13 protein-coding genes and 1 pseudogene are annotated in these 14,216 nt (G+C 74.7%); 7 read left to right on the forward strand and 7 right to left on the reverse strand.

Annotated elements, in window-relative coordinates:
* From D476_RS0112965 to D476_RS0112975, 3 genes and pseudogenes are all read right to left on the reverse strand, one after another.
* Positions 1 to 452, reverse strand: a pseudogene (locus tag D476_RS0112965) (hypothetical protein); the annotation flags it as partial.
* Positions 453 to 560: 108 nt separating this feature from the next.
* Positions 561 to 1,232, reverse strand: coding sequence for a pyridoxamine 5'-phosphate oxidase family protein (locus D476_RS0112970; protein ID WP_017624366.1), 672 nt, complete (start codon positions 1,230 to 1,232; stop codon positions 561 to 563).
* A gap of 171 nt (positions 1,233 to 1,403) precedes the next feature.
* Complete coding sequence (locus tag D476_RS0112975) at positions 1,404 to 1,961, reverse strand: GNAT family N-acetyltransferase (protein ID WP_051061737.1); 558 nt, start codon at positions 1,959 to 1,961, stop codon at positions 1,404 to 1,406.
* Between the two features lie 178 nt (positions 1,962 to 2,139).
* Here D476_RS0112975 and D476_RS0112980 point away from each other — a divergent pair, with 178 nt between their 5' ends.
* The 3 genes from D476_RS0112980 (at position 2,140) to D476_RS33150 (ending at position 5,523) form a co-directional block, all read left to right on the forward strand.
* Positions 2,140 to 3,006 carry a ketopantoate reductase family protein gene (locus D476_RS0112980; RefSeq protein ID WP_017624368.1) on the forward strand — a complete coding sequence of 289 codons (867 nt, stop codon included), beginning with the start codon at positions 2,140 to 2,142 and terminating at the stop codon, positions 3,004 to 3,006.
* 153 nt (positions 3,007 to 3,159) lie between these two features.
* A complete protein-coding gene (locus D476_RS33145; protein ID WP_083939505.1) occupies positions 3,160 to 4,242 on the forward strand; it encodes a ketopantoate reductase family protein in 1,083 nt (360 codons plus the stop codon).
* A 324-nt stretch (positions 4,243 to 4,566) separates the two neighbouring features.
* Positions 4,567 to 5,523 carry a LysR family transcriptional regulator gene (locus D476_RS33150; protein ID WP_017624370.1) on the forward strand — a complete coding sequence of 319 codons (957 nt, stop codon included), beginning with the start codon at positions 4,567 to 4,569 and terminating at the stop codon, positions 5,521 to 5,523.
* An 84-nt stretch (positions 5,524 to 5,607) separates the two neighbouring features.
* Here D476_RS33150 and D476_RS0112995 read toward each other — a convergent pair whose 3' ends face one another.
* Entirely contained in the window at positions 5,608 to 6,591 is a 984-nt protein-coding gene (locus tag D476_RS0112995) for a LysR family transcriptional regulator (protein WP_017624371.1), read from the reverse strand.
* Between the two features lie 71 nt (positions 6,592 to 6,662).
* Between D476_RS0112995 and D476_RS0113000 the strand changes: the two genes are divergently transcribed.
* The gene (locus tag D476_RS0113000) at positions 6,663 to 7,670 is read left to right on the forward strand and encodes an EamA family transporter (RefSeq protein ID WP_017624372.1); all 1,008 of its coding nucleotides are present in this window, start codon (positions 6,663 to 6,665) and stop codon (positions 7,668 to 7,670) included.
* Between the two features lie 95 nt (positions 7,671 to 7,765).
* Here the strand turns inward: D476_RS0113000 and D476_RS0113005 are convergent, their stop codons facing one another.
* A complete protein-coding gene (locus tag D476_RS0113005) occupies positions 7,766 to 7,993 on the reverse strand; it encodes a hypothetical protein (RefSeq protein ID WP_017624373.1) in 228 nt (75 codons plus the stop codon).
* A gap of 115 nt (positions 7,994 to 8,108) precedes the next feature.
* Here D476_RS0113005 and D476_RS0113010 point away from each other — a divergent pair, with 115 nt between their 5' ends.
* Positions 8,109 to 9,905, forward strand: coding sequence for a hypothetical protein (locus D476_RS0113010; RefSeq protein WP_026123468.1), 1,797 nt, complete (start codon positions 8,109 to 8,111; stop codon positions 9,903 to 9,905).
* A 509-nt stretch (positions 9,906 to 10,414) separates the two neighbouring features.
* Positions 10,415 to 11,608 (forward strand): carboxylate-amine ligase, encoded by a 1,194-nt coding sequence (locus tag D476_RS0113015; protein ID WP_017624375.1) that lies wholly within the window; start codon positions 10,415 to 10,417, stop codon positions 11,606 to 11,608.
* Between the two features lie 78 nt (positions 11,609 to 11,686).
* On the opposite strand, the gene D476_RS0113020 is transcribed toward D476_RS0113015, so the two are convergent.
* The gene (locus tag D476_RS0113020; protein ID WP_017624376.1) at positions 11,687 to 12,352 is read right to left on the reverse strand and encodes an alpha-ketoglutarate-dependent dioxygenase AlkB family protein; all 666 of its coding nucleotides are present in this window, start codon (positions 12,350 to 12,352) and stop codon (positions 11,687 to 11,689) included.
* Complete coding sequence (locus D476_RS0113025; protein WP_017624377.1) at positions 12,349 to 12,894, reverse strand: GNAT family N-acetyltransferase; 546 nt, start codon at positions 12,892 to 12,894, stop codon at positions 12,349 to 12,351. The genes D476_RS0113020 and D476_RS0113025 overlap by 4 nt, the downstream gene beginning before the upstream one ends.
* Positions 12,895 to 13,053: 159 nt before the next feature.
* On the opposite strand from D476_RS0113025, the gene D476_RS0113030 reads away from it, so the two are divergent.
* Positions 13,054 to 14,216, forward strand: a 1,163-nt coding sequence (locus D476_RS0113030; protein ID WP_040726248.1) for a magnesium and cobalt transport protein CorA, incomplete at its 3' end; no start/stop codon positions are given.

The raw sequence follows: 14,216 nt of genomic DNA on the forward strand, positions 1-14,216 counted from the left end.
AGGCGGGCGGCATCGGCTTCGGCGACGCGCCGGTCGGCGTGCAGCCGTGCCGCCTCGACCTGGGCCTCCGCGGTCGCGGGGTCGGTCATCGTGCGGAAGGCGTCAGTGGCCGAGTCCAGGGTCGACGACAGCTGTTCGGCCTGGACGGCGAACCGGCGCAGCAGGTCGTCCGCGCGAAGGCGGGCGTCGCTCACGGGTGTGGCCTGCGGGGGGAGGGGACCGGGGCCCAGAGCGGTCGGCTGCGCTCCCGCCGAGGAGTCGGACCCCTGCCCGTCCTCGGCGGCCTCCAGCGCGCGCTCCTCCTCCTGCCGCATGCGCTGGCGTTCCTTCCAGGCGCGCCACCGCGTGTGCTCGGGCAGGTCGCAGTACTGGGCCGGGCGCCCGGGTGAGCTGCTGCGCGGCACCGGCCGGTCGCATCCGGGGAAGTTGCAGGTGTTCGCGTCGTCGGCCACCCGACGAGCCTAACGGCTCGCCGGGCGGAGGCGGTGAGTGCGCGCGGTGACGCGATGCGCGGTGCGGGTCGGCCCGGAGCCGGAACGGCCGCCTCGGCCCGGCTCCGTTCAGTTCGTGGATTCGGTGAAGGTGCGCAGGTACTCCGGCAACGGCGTCCCCGGTGCCATCGCGGTGTCCGGCTCCGGGGCGCCGGTCGTCTCGGTCACCGGCACCACGCCCGCCCAGTGCGGCAGGTCCATGTCCTCGGGCTCGTCGGCGACCCCGCCCGTGCGGACCTTCGCCGACACCTCCCGCAGCTCCAGGCGCAGCACCGCTGTCTGCGCCAGCTCCCTGGCGTCGGCGGGCCTGCAGTCGGCCGAGCGCCCCGGCACCACGGCGTCGACGATCGCGTCCAGCGCCGACCGCTGCTCGGCCTCGTCGCGCACGCGGTAGGCGGTGCCCCGCGCGACCACCGAGCGGTAGTTGACCGAGTGGTGCATGCCCGAGCGCGCCAGCACCAGCCCGTCGGTGAGCGTCACCGTCACGCACACCTCCAGCCCGCCCTCCGACGCCATGCGCATGGCCGCGGCGCCCGTGGAGCCGTGCAGGTACAGCACGCTGCCGACCCGGGCGTACAGGGTCGGCAGCACCACCGGTGCCCCGTCCGCGACGAACCCCAGGTGGCACAGGCGCCCTTCGTCGAGGATCGCGTGCACGGTCGTCGCGTCGTACCGCACCCGGTCGCGGTTGCGTGTGCCCCGGGTGCGGGGCGTCGGCGAGTAGGCGGGGGCGTCGTCCATGGGGACCACCTTTGCATGGTGCAAATACATTTATGTACTAGTGCTTAGTTGTACCATGCGTGTCCCGGCGGAGTGAAGAGGGAGGGGGAGGGAGCGGCCACGCGCACGACGAAGGGCGCCACCCGCCCGGCCGGCGGATGGCGCCCCTGCGTAACGTTGCGGTCCGTGAGTTCAGTCCCGTGCCCCCGTGCCGCCGATGCGGCAGACCATCGTGGTCACGAAGGGGCGGAAACCCTCACGCTCGAAGAAGCGGATGTCCTCGGAGCTGCCTGCGAGCGCGGACAGTTCGATGTCCCGCACGCCCTGCGCGGCCACCTGGAGCCGGATCTCGTCGAGCAGGCCCGACCCGACGCCCGTGCCCTCGGCCTCGGGGTGGATCGCCAGGGTCTGCACCACCGCGACGCGCTCGCCGCGGTCCCAGCTCCCCTGCGGGTTCTCCCGCACGGTCACCATCGCGTACCCGACCGGCACCCCGCCGCGCTCGGCGAGCACCGCCAGCGACGACGGCTCGGTCAGCCAGTTCCGGTACTGGGCGCGGCGGCGGCGCCAGGCCTCCTCCGCCCCGAGCGACGCGATCACGTCCTGCAGGGCGGGGGCGACGGAGGTGTGCTGCTCGTGCACCACGCTCCACAGGTCCGCGAGCTCCTCGACGTCGTCGGTCCCCAGGTAGCGGAACCGCATGTGGCCTTCGGTCGGCGTCGTCGTTTTGGCAGCCAACGAAGTTTGCATCTTCTTCCCACCCGTTCCACCCGCATCGGCGCGCGCTCTCCCCGTGATGGTCCGCATCCCCTACGGGGTTGAGCTGTGTTCCTGACACTACGTGCATGCCCGGTGAGGCAAGTGGCCGACACGAAGAAAAGGACGGTGTGACGTGTCGAAGTCAGAAGAATTGAAGGATTTTACGATTTTGGGGCCGGGGGGTGTCGGCGGGCTGCTCGCCGCCCTGCTGGCGCGGGCGGGCGAGCGCACCCGCGTGCTGGCCACCGAGGGGACCGCCGCGCGCATCGCCGACTCCGGGCTGTCGGTCGGCTCACCCGTCTACGGTGACTTCACCGCCGAGCCCGACGCGGCCCACGAGCTGACCGGGCCCACCGACGTCCTCTTCGTGACGACCAAGGGCACCGGCCTGAGCGACGCCCTCGCGCGCGTCCCCGCCGAGCACGTGCGCGGTGCCCTCATCGTCCCCCTGCTCAACGGCTTCGAGCACGTGGAGATCCTTCGCGGCCGCTACCCCGGCGCCCGCGTCCTCCCCGCCGCGATCCACGTCGGCGCCTCCCGCGACGCCCCCGGCGTCGTCCGCCACACCAGCCCCTACAACCGTATGGAGATCGCGGGGGAGGAGGCGCACGCGCTCGCCGAGGTGCTGCGCGGGGCCGGTGTCGAGGTGGACGTCGTTGAGGACGGCGACCGCGTCCTGTGGGACAAGTACGCCTTCCTCCTGCCGACCGCCCTGGTGTGCGCCCACGCGCTGATGCCGATCGGCCGCGCGCGCGAGGAGCGCCGCGCCGACATGGATGCGGTACTGGAGGAGGTCGTGCGCGTCGCCGCCGCCCGCGGGGTGTCCGTCGACGCGGACGCGGTGCGGCGCACCATCGCCGAGCGCCCCGCGCACACCCGCCCCTCGCTCCTGTTCGACCGGGAGACCGGCCGCCCGATGGAGACCGACGCCCTGGGCGGGGCGCTCGTCCGCGCCGCCCGGGCCGCGGGCCTGGAGGCGCCGGTGACCGAGCGCATCGTCGCCGACCTGGAACGGGAGGAGGCGCGCACGGGCTGAGGGCGTCCGGGGCGGGACCGCGGGTACTGCACGAAGAGCGCGAAGAGGCGGCGAGGCGGACGCCTGTAGCGCGCCTCCGGCACCCGTTTTGGAAGATATGAGGGGTTCGGACAACTGAAGGCCGGGCCGGGCGGCGCCTCCGCGACGCGGCCCCTGACGTGCCGACGACGCGCCGACGACGGTCACGCGCCGCGGTACGGCGGGCGCCCCGNGGCGAACCAGCACCGGACGGCCGACGACGACCCGGAGCGCGCGGACACCCCTGAGGGGAACGGCCCCGGGGGCCGGAGCCCCGACGGGCACGGCGGCGCCGAAGGGCCGGGCCGCATAGCGGTCCTGTCCCCCGGCGGCGTGGGCGGCCTGCTGGCCGGACTGCTCCACCGGGACGGGCACGACGTGACGGTGGTCGCCACCGAGCCCACCGCCGACCGCATCCGCGAGCGCGGGTTGCGCGTGGACTCCGCGGCCTTCGGCGACTTCACCGTGCACACCCCCGCCGTGGCGCGCCTCCAGGAGCCCGCCGACGTCCTCGTCGTCGGCTGCAAGGCCACCGCCCTCGACGACGCCCTGGACCGGATCCCCGCCGAGCACGTGCGCGGCGCCCTCATCGTCCCGCTGCTCAACGGCTTCGAGCACATGGAGGTCCTCCGCAGACGCTTCCCCGACGCGACCGCGGTCGGCGCGGCCATCAGAGTCGAGTCGACCCGCACCGCCCCCGGCCACATCGTCCAGTCCAGCCCCTTCGCCGCCTTCGCGATCGCCTCCGACCCCGATCCCGGCCCCCGCGCCGCGGCGTTCGCCGACGCGATCCAGGCCACCGGGCTGACGGTGAGCGCCCAAGGCACCGAGGACGAGGTCCTGTGGAGGAAGATGCACTTCCTCTTGCCGACCGCCCTGGTGTGCACGCACGCCGAGTCCTCCATCGGCGGCGTGCGGACGGGCGGCCGCCGCGCCGACCTGCTCAGCGTCGCCGGGGAGGTGGAGAAGGCCGCCGCCCGCGTCGGAGTCGCGCTGGACTCCGGCCACATCGAGCGCGCGGTCGACACCATCCCCGCGCACACCAAGCCGTCGATGCTGCGCGACCGCGAGGCGGGGCGGCCGATGGAGGTCGACGCCCTCGGAGGCGCCTTCCTGCGGGCCGCCCGGGAGTGGGGGGTGGAGACCCCGGTGACGGCGCGCATCGTCGCCGACCTCGAACGCGTCGACGCCGCCAACCGGAGCGCGCGGAAGGGATGAGTTTCTCGTCACCGGCGGCGCGAGGAGGCGCCGCCGGTGACACCGTCGCACAGGGGCCGCGGTGACGGGCCGCACCGGGTTCCTCGCGGTCCGTGCCCTGCGCCCCGCGCCGGGGCCCGGGTGCGCCCGAAAGCCCGCCGAGCAGTGCCTCCCCGCCCGGCGCGCGAGCGGCCGGGCCGCCACCGCCGATACCGGAAACGCGTCGCGGCCCCGGCGCGGACCGCCGATCCGGCGGCACGGGCGCCTCCGGGGCGTGGAACGGATCACCCCGCCGGGAGCCGTCGATGGCTGGAACGCGTTCCGGTCTCGCCTAGATTAAAGATCATGATCGACGTCCGGCGATTGCAGCTGCTGCAGGCGCTGTCCAAACACCGCACCGTGGCGGGCACCGCAGAGGCCCTCAACGTCACCCCCTCCGCCGTCTCGCAGCAGCTTGCGGCCCTGTCCAAGGAGACGGGCGCCGCGCTGGTCGAGCGGCGCGGGCGCCGCTTCCTGCTCACCGGCGCCGGGCGCGTGCTGCTGGAGCACGCCGACGTCATCTTCGCCGAGATGGAGAGCGCCGAGGCCGACCTGGCCGCCTACACCGAGGGCGGGGTGGGCGTGGCCCGCGCCGGATCCTTCTCCACCGGCGTCTCCGACCTGCTGGCCCCGGCCGTGGCCGCGCTGGGCCGCACCCACCCGGGGTGGCGCTTCGAGATCGTCCAGGCCGAGCCCGAGGAGAGCACCGAGCTGCTCAGCACCGGCGCCCTGGACCTGGCGGTCACCATGTCCTCGGTGCACCTGCCGCACAGCGGCTCCTCGGAGTTCCGCATGGACCCGATCATGGTGGAGCCCTTCGACGCGGTCCTGCCCTACCACCACCCGCTGGCCTCGCGCCCCGACCTGGAGCTGGCCTCCGACCTGGCCGACGTCGACTGGATCATGTCGGCGCCGGGGACCGCCTGGTACGACTGCGTCACCGCCGCCTGCAACCAGGCCGGGTTCCAGCCGCGCATCGTGCACACCGTGGACGAGTTCAGCGCGGTGATGGCGCTGGTGCAGGCCGGGCTGGGCGTGGCGCTGATGCCCCGGATGGGGTGGACCGGCCTGGCCTCGCCCAACGTGGTCGTGCGCACCGTCCGCAATACGGCCCGGCGCCACATCATCGCCCTGACCCGGGCGGGGGCGTCGCCCGAGCCGCTGCTCGGCGCGATCCGCGAGGCCGCGAGCAAGGTCCCGGTCCCCGCGGTGGGCCCGATGATGTCGGTCGGCCCCGAGCAGGCGGCCGCCACACAGTCCTGAAGGGCGGCGGCGCCCTGCGGTTCGGGACGGTCCCCCGGGCGGCGGCTCCGTCGGACCAGGGGGCGCTCCGGGCGCCTCTGCGCCCTAGTGGGCCCCGGCCCCGCCCGCCCCGGGCCGCTCGCGCGCGGGCGCGGCCAGTTCTGCGGGCAGCGGCCCCACCCCGTCGAGGACGTCACCCGCCGCCTCGTGCAGGCGCCGCGCCACCAGGCGGATCGGCGCCCACGCCCACGCGCCGGTGCGCCCCACCAGGTACACCCTGCGGTTCCCGCCCAGGTCGCCCAGCGGCGAGTGCACCACGCCGCGCCGGGTCGCCGCCGCGAGCTTGGGCATCACCCCGACCGCCTGGCCCGCGGCCACGAACCGCTCCACCACCTCCAGGTTGTCCACCCGGTGGCGGATGCGCGGCGCGAACCCCGCCGACGCGCACAGCCGCCCGACCAGCTCGTCCTCGTCGCTGCCGCGCGAGTTGGCGATCCAGTGCGCCTCCGACAGCCCCCGCAGCCGCCGCCGGGTGAGCGGTCTGCTGTCCGCCGCGGGGTCGGAGGACGGCTGGGACAGCAGCAGCGGCTCGGTGCCGACCAGGTGCAGCGTCATCGACTCGGGGAAGCGCCGGGGGACCAGGCTGTACTCGTAGACCAGGGCCAGGTCCGCGCCGCCGTCCTGGAGCAGGGCCAGCGCCTCGTCCGGCTCGTGCTCGATGATGCGCACGTCCACGCCCGGGTGTGCGGCCTCCAGGCGGCCCAGCGCGGGCAGCACGATGGGCGTGGTGACGCTGATGAAGGTGGCCAGGTCCACGCGCCCGGCGGGCTCGCCCGTCCCGGCCAGCTCGGCCTCGGCCGCCTCCACCCGGGCCAGGATGTCCACCGCGTACTCGGCCAGCCGGTGCCCGGCCGGGGTCAGGCGCACCCGGCGCCCGTCCGGGGCCAGCAGCGCCACCCCCACCTCCTTCTCCAGCACCGCGAAGTGCTTGGAGACCGCGGAGGTGCCCATCCCGGCGACCTCGCCGACGGCGGCCATGGTGCCCAGCCGCTGCAGCTCCACGAGCAGGCGCAGCCGTGTCAGATCCATGTCCTAAAAGTACACGGTCCATTCGCCTCTGCTCCGTGGACAGAAACAAAGTGCGTGGGTCCAATGGTCGGGTGATCATCTCCCTCCTCACCCGAGTGCGCGCCGCGGGCGCGCGGACCCCCGCGCCCCTGCTGGTGCTGTTCGGCATGTTCGCCCTGCACACCGGAAGTGCGCTGGCGGTGCACCTGTTCGACCGGATGGGCGCGCTGGGCGTCACGTGGCTGCGGCTCACGTTCGCCGCCGCGGTGCTGGTGGTGCTGTCGGGGCCCTCGCTGTGGACCGCCGTGCGCCGCGCGGGCCGCCGTGAGCTGGGATCGGTGGTGATCCTGGGCACAGTGAGCGCGGGGATGATGGCCTTCTACTCCGAAGCCACGGCCCGCATCCCCCTCGGCACCGCCACCGCCCTGGAGTTCCTCGGCCCCCTGGTGGTGGCCGTGGTGGCGATGCGCCGCCGCGCCGAGCTGGTGTGGATCGCCGCGGCGGTCGCCGGGGTGGCCCTGCTGACCCGCCCCTGGTCCGGCGGCACCGACCCGGTCGGCATCGCCTTCGGCCTGGCCGGGGCGGTCACGGTCGCGCTGTACATCGTCCTGACCCAGAAGGTCGGCGGGAGCTTCCGGCCCGTGCACGCCCTGGCCCTGTCCATGGCGGTCGGTGCGGTCGTCACCGCCCCCTTCGGCGCGCCCGCCGCGCTGGCCGACCCCGCCCCGGGGGCGCTGCTGGCGGTACTGGGCATCGCCCTGCTGTTCCCCATCGTGCCGTTCCTGCTGGAGATGGTGGCGCTGCAGCGGATGAGCCGGGCCGCCTTCAGCGTCTTCGCCGCACTGGAGCCCGCCGTCAGCCTGGTCATGGGCATGGTGCTGATCCACCAGGTGCCGGGCTGGGGGCAGGTCGCCGGGATGATGCTGGTGGTGGCCGCGGGCGCCGGTGCCGCGCGGGGCGACCGCACCCCGCAGCCGGTGTCGGCCGGGGCCCCCGCGTCCGCCGGAGACGGCGGCGCCGCGGGCGACCGGGGCGGCTCCGCCCGGGACGGGGACCGTGGGGCCGGACCGCGCGGGGGCCGCGCACCCGAGCACGTCTGAGTGGCGGGTGCGCCGGGCCCGGGCCCCGGGGCGCGCGGCTCGGCGGTCGATGCTCGGTGGTCGATGCCCGGCGGGCGCGGCTCAGGGCCCGCGGCTCAGGGCTCGCGCCGCTTCCCGCCGTACTTCTTGTGCACGGCCTGCTTGCTGATGCCCAGGATCATCGCGATCTCCGACCACGTGGCCCCCTGCGCGCGCGCACGCCGGACGTGCAGCGTCAGCAGGCGCTCGACCTCATCGCGCAGCTTGACGGTGGCCATCAGCGCGACCATCGGCGACTCGTCGTGCACCGACTCCGCCAGCTCCGCGATCGTGTCCTGCTCCATGGCACCCAACGCTACGCCTCCCCGGGTGCGGGCGGAAACGCCCGCCCCGGGCGGACTCCGGCGGTGACGGGGAGGAATACGGAGGTCTCACGATCCACTAATGTCGGATCCGACCATGAGCAAAGAATCAGACCTGGAACTGCTGCGCCGCTACGAGCCCGTGCTCCGGTACACCAGAGGCGAGCTGTTCTTTCCCACGGACGTGCGCCCCTACGTCGAGGCCTGCAGCCTCTGGGTGGAGGAGGGCGGCAAGGAGCGCGAGGCCGTCCCCGCCGGTGAGCTCGACCTCGACCGCCTGGCCGGTGCGGACCGGGAGTTCCCCGGGCGCTGGGCCCACCTGAGGTTCGTCCAGGAGGCCTCGCTGCGCGCCGAGGCGCGCCGGTTCCGCCGCACCACGCGCCCGGTCATCCCCAAGCACGGGCGCCTCGCCGCCGTCGGCGTGCTCGGGCGCCTGCTCGACGTCCTGGTCAAGGTCTCCCTGCTGATCCGCGGAGCCGTTCCCGGCGGAGTGGCCGCCGCGGCCGCCACCCGCTACCGCGACCGGGTCGACGACGGCGGCGCCGTGTACTACGGCCGCGTCGTCCGCGAGGGCGGCTACATCGCGCTGCAGTACTGGTTCTTCTACGCCATGAACGACTGGCGCTCCATCTACGGGGGCGTCAACGACCACGAGGCCGACTGGGAGAAGGTCATGGTCTACGTGGTCGAGGAGCCCGACGGGAGCACGCGTCCGCTGTGGGTGGGGGCCTCCTCCCACGAGTACCGGGGCGACGACCTGCGCCGCTCCTGGGACGACCCGTCCCTGCACCGCATCAACGACCACCCGGTGGTCTACCCGGGCGCCGGGTCGCACTCGCACCAGCTGCTCCCCGGCGACTACCTCATCCAGGTCGACCCGGCCGTGCTGCGGGGCGTGGTGCGCCTGTGGCGCCGCATCACCGAGCGGCTGTTCCCGGGCAGCAGCGGCATGCGGCACGGAATCGGGGTCCCGTTCGTCGACTACGCGCGCGGCGACGGCGTCGCCGTGGGCCCGGGCGGCGACCGCGAGTGGCGGCCGGTGCTCATCGACGACGACACCCCGTGGGTGCGCGGCTTCCGCGGCCTGTGGGGGCGCGACACCAAGGACTTCTTCGACGGCGAGCGCGCGCCCAGCGGCCCCCGGTACGAGCGCGACGGGAACGTGCGCCGCTCCTGGTCCGACCCGCTGGAGTGGGTGGGCCTGCAGAAGGTGCCCGCCACCGACGAGGCGGCGCGCACCAGCCTCCGGGAGCACATCGCCGACCTGGAGGAGAGGATCTCCCGGGCCGACGAGGAGATCGCAGAGCGGCGCGACCGGCTGCGCCGCCTGAGCTCCGCGCGCGTGGTCCTCAAACGCGACGCGCACTCGCGCGAGCGGGCCTCGGAGTACGGCGAGCAGATCGCCGAGCAGGAGCGCGAGCTGGCCGAGCTCTACCGCGAGCGGGTGCTGATGAGGGACGAGGTGGAGGAGCACCAGGACGCCCTGGCCTCGGACCGCCCGTTGACTGTGGGGCCCACCGAGCACCTGCGCGCCCCGCACATGCCCTTCTCCTCCGGCGGGCAGCGCCCGTCGCGGTTCCTGAACGTCTGGGCCACGCTCAGCACGCCGCTGCTGATCATCGCCCTGGGGGCCAGCCTGTACTTCCTCAGGGGGAGCAACGTGATGCCGGCGATGCTCGGCATCGTGCTGGCCTTCGCCACCATCGACGCCTTCGCCCGGCGCAAGCTGTGGTCGTTCCTGACCGGGGTGGCCATCCTGGTCCTGGTGGCGGCCGTGATCGGGGGCATCATCGTGGCGTTCATCCTGAACTGGCGCATCGCCGTGCTGGTGCCGACCGGGATCGTGGTGGCGATCCTGCTGTTCGTCAACATCCGGGACCTCGTGCGCAAGTGAGCCGTGGGCCCGCCCGGTCGGGACGGCCCTTTCGGTCCGGTCGCGGGCGACGTGGCGGGCCCGCCGTTCCGCCTAGCGTCCGGGCGGCCCCTTCGGGCCCAGGCGGGCGGCCCGGCGAAGCGGGCCGGTGCAGCCCTCGGCGGTGATACCGACGCGAGCGCCGTCGAAACCGCTGGTCCGACGGCACCGGCGTCGGCTCGCCGCAGGGCGGCGCACCGCGGGGCGGCGCACCGCGGGGCTGAACCCGCCGAACGGAGGTTCCCCTGCTCCAGCGGACCCGGCCACGCCCCCGGCCGCGCCCGTTCGCGGCGACAGCGATTCGGGCCCCTCCGGAGAGGTCCGCGGATGGGCGGCGCGGGTATCACTCCGGACCGAACCCCGCCGATCCGGGCGCTCTGTGCCGTGCGCCCGCCCTCCTCCGCCACCGCACCGGCGCGGATCCCGACCGCGCATCCCCTGCGACCCGTGTGCCGTTTCCCGCCCCCGGGCCTGTCGAAACGAGGCGCCGAATGAGCCACACCGACCGGACCCCGCAGCCCCCGCCCCCGGGCGGCGCCCCCGCCCTCTCCGGCCCCCACCCGCCCGTGCCCCCGCCGGTCCCGACCTTCGGGCAGGAAGAGGAGTTCTTCGTCGTCGACCCCGACTCCCGCCTGGCCTCCCCGCGCGCGGGCGACGTCCTCGACGCCGTCCGCGTCAGGTTCGCGGACCGCCCGGACTCCGGCGCGCGCCTGGGGGCGGAGATGACCCGCTTCCAGGTCGAGGCCTCGGGCCCGGTGTGCCGCACCGCCGGGGAGATGGAACGCGGCCTGGCCAGGTCCCGGGCCGAGCTGGCCGACGCCGCCGCCGACCGGGGACTGGCCGTGGCCGCGACCGGCACGGCCGTCCTCGGCGACGTCGCCGCCGCGCCGCTCACCCGGGGGCGGCGCTACCGCGCCATCGCCGACGAGTTCGGCGCGCTGCGCGATTCCCACGCGGTGTGCGGGTGCCACGTGCACGTGGGCGCGCCCGGCACCGCCGCCGCACTGGAGGCGGTCAGGCGGCTGCGGCCCTGGCTGCCCGCCCTGCTCGCGCTGACCGCCAACTCGCCGTTCCAGCGCGGGCGCGACACCGGCCACGCGAGCTGGCGCCGCGTGTCCTGGGGCTGGCTGCCGTCGGCCGGACCGCCGCCCCCGATGGACTCCGCGGCGCAGTACGGGCGGGCGGTCCAGGAGCTGACCGCCTCCGGCGCCGCCCTGGACCGGCGCATGGTCTATTGGGACGTGCGCCCCGCCCCGGACCTGCCCACCGTCGAGGTGCGGGTGGGCGACGTGGCGGCCACCGCGGAGGAGGCGCTGCTCGCGGCCGTCCTGGTGCGCGGGCTCGCGGGGGTTCCGGCGCCGGAGCCCGGGCCCGCGGACCGCCCCCTGCGCCTGGCCCTGTGGCGCGCGGCCCGGGACGGCCTCGAAGGGGAGGCGTTCGACCCGGTGGCCGGGGAGTCGGCGCCCGCGCGCGCCCTGGTGGAGCGGATGTTCGCCCACGCCGAGCCCGCACTGGCCGCCGCAGGGGAGGCGGCGTCCGCGGCGGCGCTCCTCGGACGGGTGGTCGCGGCGGGGTCGGGGGCGCGCCGCCAGCGCGCGGCCTACGCCCGCCGCGGGCGCCTGAGCGACGTCGTCGACCTGCTGATACGCCAGACCCGGTACGGCCTGGCGGCCGCCGAGGAGTGAGCATGCTGATCCCGGGGAGGTCGGCCTCATGGCGGCCCGGACAAGGCCGACCTCCCCGGGGGCGACGAACAGCGGCGCTCAGGCGAGGCCCGAGGCGCGGATGGTGATGTTCAGCCGCCCGTCCAGGCCCAGTTCGCCGGGGCCGGTTCCGGGCATGGTGCGGGGGACGCCGTGGTAGGCCATCCGCGACGGCCCGCCGAAGACGAACAGGTCGCCGCTGCGGAGCACGACGTCGGTGTAGGGGCGGTTGCGGTTCTCGGTGTTGCCGAAGCGGAAGACGCACGCATCGCCCAGGCTCAGCGACACCACCGGGGCATCGGCCCTCTCCTCGCGGTCCTGGTGCATGCCCATCTTGGCGTCGTCGTCGTAGAAGTTCACCAGGGCCACGTCGTAGGCGGGCGCCTCCTCGGGCGGGGGAGACCCGTAGGCGGCGGCGACGCCGTCGTGCGCCAGCTCCCCGAGGATGCGCGGGAACGGCCGCACCGCATCGCCGCCGGGCAGGCTCCTGCTGTAGGCGTAGGGCCGCCAGAACCACCCGAGCGAGGTCATGCGGACGCTCATCTGGCCGCCGCGCGGCATGCGGTGGCGCAGCATGCCGCCGGGGCCGCGCGACCAGCGGCGGCACAGTTCCACCAGTTCGCCCTGGGCGTCCGGGCGCAGCCAGCCCGGGACGTGCACCGCTCCGGGGGCGACCTCGACCGGCCCGGCGTCGAACAGCCCGACCTCGGATGGCACATCGCTCATCGGACCCGTCCTTCCGCTTCGCGGCGGCAGCGCACTTCGAGGATGCCCTGCCCCGCGGCCGTTCTCGCGGTGCCCCGCCGCTCCAGCGCGCGCTCCGCGCCGTCCGGGCGGAACGCGAAGGCGCTGTAGAAGTCGATGGCGCGCCGGTTCCCCTTCAGTACCCACAGCAGCACCGGGGCGCCGTCCAGGTGGGTGAGGGCCGCGGACATGAGGGCGCGGCCCATGCCCGCGCGCCATGCCTCCGGGGCGACGTAGCACGCGTAGACCTCGTTCGCCCCGGGCGGCGCGTCGCCGTCGCGGGCCGGGCCGTAACTGAGCCACCCCCGGACGCGGCCGTCCACGTCGGCGACCAGGTCGGTGCCCGTGGGGCCGTCCAGCTGGGCCGCGCGCCGCCCGACGTCGGGTTCCAGCCCGTCCACGACCTCGTCGGGTATGAGTCCGCGATAGGCGGCCTTCCAGCCGGCGACTCTGATGTGTTCGATCCGCTCGGCGTCGCCGGAGTGCGCATGGCGGACCGCGACCGCGGGTGATGGTGGGGCCATGGCTCCATGCCACCACCGCGCGACCCGGCGGGGCAATCGTATTCCGCGGGCGTGAGCGGCAGCACCACGTCCCCTTCCGCCCCCTTTGTCGGTTCTTCGGCGCGGCGCGGGGGCCCGCATCGGCCCTCCGGTTAGTGTGATGGGCCGGGGGTGGTCACCGTGCCGCAGCGCCGACCGTTGGGCTGGCTTCCGGGACTCCGCGGCACCCGGCGCCAGGAGCGCCGCGACGTGCCGACCGAGGCGCCCGAGTACTCCATGGACCCCCGGGCCGAGGACGGGCGGGAGGACCCGCCGCTGCGGCAGAGCGTCATCGACGCCGCCATCTACGTCGACGGCAAGCGGAGCGAGGGGCCCGAGGACATCTCCGACCTGGCCGAGCTGCACCGGCGGAGCTACGCCGAGCCGGGCGCGATGGCCTGGGTGGGGCTGTACCGCCCCGCGGCCTCGCAGCTCGTCGTGGTGGCCGAGGAGTTCGGGCTGCACGAGCTGGCCGTCGAGGACGCCATCGTCGCCCACCAGCGCCCTAAGCTGGAGCGCTACGGCCAGACGCTGTTCGTGGTGCTCAAGGCGGCGCGCTACCTCGACGAAGAGGAGGAGGTCCGCTTCGGCGAGCTGCACGTGTTCACCGGCCCGCGCTTCGTGCTGACGGTCCGCCACGCCGAGGCCCCCGACCTGGCGGCGGTGCGGCGGCGCCTGGAAGGCGACCCGGACCTGCTCGCCCTGGGGCCCGAAGCCGTGCTGTACGCGATCATGGACACCGTCGTGGACGGGTACGCGCCGGTGGTGTCGGGGCTGCAGAACGACATCGACGAGATCGAGACGCAGGTCTTCAACGGGGACCCCGAGGCCTCCCGGCGCATCTACAAGCTCTCCCGCGAGGTCATCGAGTTCCAGCGCGCGACGCGTCCGCTGCTGTCCATGCTCCGGCGGCTGGCCGAGGGGTTCGACCGCTACGGCACCGACGAGGAGCTGCGGCGGCACCTGCGCGACGTGGCCGACCACGCCACCACGGTCGCCGAGCGCGTGGACGGCTTCCGGCAGATGCTCCAGGACATCCTGCAGGTGAACGCCACCCTGGTCTCGCAGCGGCAGAACGAGGAGATGCGGCGCCTGACCGAGGCCAGCTACGAGCAGGGGGAGAACACCAAGAAGATCTCCGCGTGGGCGGCGATCCTGTTCGCCCCGAGCCTGGTGGGGGCCGTCTACGGGATGAACTTCACGCACATGCCGGAACTGCACTGGCTCCTGGGCTACCCGATGGCGCTGGCGCTGATGCTGGGGATCAGCGTCGGTGGTTTCTACTGTTCAGTGCAACTTTTCGT

The sequence above is a fragment of the Nocardiopsis chromatogenes YIM 90109 genome (genome assembly GCF_000341185.1).
In the GTDB taxonomy this organism is placed as follows: domain Bacteria; phylum Actinomycetota; class Actinomycetes; order Streptosporangiales; family Streptosporangiaceae; genus Nocardiopsis_A; species Nocardiopsis_A chromatogenes.